The sequence below is a fragment of the Paenibacillus cisolokensis genome (genome assembly GCF_018403665.1).
Lineage (GTDB): Bacteria > Bacillota > Bacilli > Paenibacillales > Paenibacillaceae > Paenibacillus_AH > Paenibacillus_AH cisolokensis.
This window is the reverse complement of the sequence record NZ_BOVJ01000260.1, coordinates 1-1,543: the sequence shown is the minus strand read 5'-3', so window position 1 is coordinate 1,543 and position 1,543 is coordinate 1. Positions and strand designations below refer to the sequence as shown.

Here is a 1,543-nt window from a genome sequence, read left to right as displayed (position 1 = left end):
TGGCCGGCCATAAAAACAGCAAAAACTGCCGTTTGCTTAGGCGCGCCGTCCCGTCGCGATGGCAGTGCTGCGTTTGAAGATCATGTTTACAGCAACGCTTTAAAGGAATTGCGGATCACATCGCCCCGGCTGACAATGCCGACCAGGACGCCGTTGCGCTCAACCGGCAATTTTTTGATCCGTTTCTTTCCGAGAATAGTCGCAATGTTCTCGACATCCTCATCCCAGGCCGCCTTGTGCACCGTTTTTTGGGCCAGACTCATCACATTCAATTTCAAAATTTCCTTGGCCCTTTCTTCGAACTCTTTTTCATCCCCTTTGACGACATGGATATAAAAAAACGTATCGACGATAATATCCTGATGTTTGCCGATATAACGGACGATATCCCCGTCGCTGATGTACGCGACAATTTCGTTGCGGTCGTTCACAACCGGCAAACCGCTGATGCCATGGTCGATAAACTTTTCGATCACGGCCTGCACCCGATCGTCCTGTTTGACTTTAATGACCGGGGTTTTCATAATTTCATAGGCTTTCATCCTTCATTCTTCAACCTCCCGGCTTATGGTTTCCATAATAGAATTTTGCCAACCCGCCCTATAAAGTTGTATAATACAACTACTATTACCGCTAATTGTATAGCTCAACTCCAATAGTGTCAAATATAATCCTTTTCTCCGATTTGAAAGGTGCAGTCCGCAAGCTATGATGGCAGTATAACGGTTTGTCAGGAGCTGGTCGATAATGGATCGTCATTCATTGGAAACGCTCGAATACGAGATGGCGTTGTTTGTTCGTATTATATCCAATATATCCGACAGAAAAATCGGGAATCTGGACCGTTCGGCTTATTTATTGCTGCATCAGCTCATGGTTCAAGGTGCCGTAGGCGTAAAAGATTTGGCCGCCAGCCTGCAGCTCGACGTGTCCACCGTCAGCAGACAAGCCGCGGCATTGGACCAAAAAGGCTACGTCGTTAAGCTTCCGGACCCGCAGGACGGCAGAGCGTACTTCTACCACATTACGGAACAAGGCGCGAAAGCGTTACTCGAAGAAAAAAAAGCGCGGGCAGATATGATCGACAAACTGCTAAGCGACTGGTCCGAGGAAGAACGCCGGCAATTCGGGGAGCAGCTGAAGAAGCTGAACCGGGTGTTAAAAGAATATGAAGAAGTCAAAAAAGGTGGGTAGATCGGCTGCCGAACTTATCGTCATCCCGCATGGCGCACCGGTTCCAGAGCGAGGATGTTTTCGATCCGGAACACCCGCGGCGCGCCGGTCGTCAGACAGAATGCCCGGACAAGGCCGTCACGGGCGGACTGTACCCGAACCTCGCGCTTCGAAAACTTGCCGCGCCGATCCAGGTAGATCATGATGACGACGCAGCCCACGTATTTTTCAATTCGCATGGCCAACCTCCGAATCAGAACGTTTGTTCTTATTATATCCGGAACATTCGTTCGTATTCAAGTTCAAAATATAAGCATTATATGTAGATTTTTGTAATCCGGAAAATGCGATGCCGGCGAACTGATGCTGC

3 protein-coding genes are annotated in these 1,543 nt (G+C 48.9%); 1 reads left to right on the top strand and 2 read right to left on the bottom strand.

The genetic code is table 11. The features are described from left to right. Nucleotides 1-86: 86 nt before the first annotated feature. Nucleotides 87-542: a CBS domain-containing protein gene (locus PACILC2_RS25720; RefSeq protein WP_213531856.1), complete on the bottom strand. Its 456-nt coding sequence runs from the start codon at nucleotides 540-542 to the stop codon at nucleotides 87-89. Between the two features lie 205 nt (nucleotides 543-747). On the opposite strand from PACILC2_RS25720, the gene PACILC2_RS25715 reads away from it, so the two are divergent. Continuing rightward, the gene (locus PACILC2_RS25715) at nucleotides 748-1,194 is read left to right on the top strand and encodes a MarR family winged helix-turn-helix transcriptional regulator (RefSeq protein ID WP_213531854.1); all 447 of its coding nucleotides are present in this window, start codon (nucleotides 748-750) and stop codon (nucleotides 1,192-1,194) included. 20 nt (nucleotides 1,195-1,214) lie between these two features. On the opposite strand, the gene PACILC2_RS25710 is transcribed toward PACILC2_RS25715, so the two are convergent. Next, nucleotides 1,215-1,412 carry a hypothetical protein gene (locus tag PACILC2_RS25710; RefSeq protein ID WP_213531852.1) on the bottom strand — a complete coding sequence of 66 codons (198 nt, stop codon included), beginning with the start codon at nucleotides 1,410-1,412 and terminating at the stop codon, nucleotides 1,215-1,217. Nucleotides 1,413-1,543: the final 131 nt, after the last annotated feature.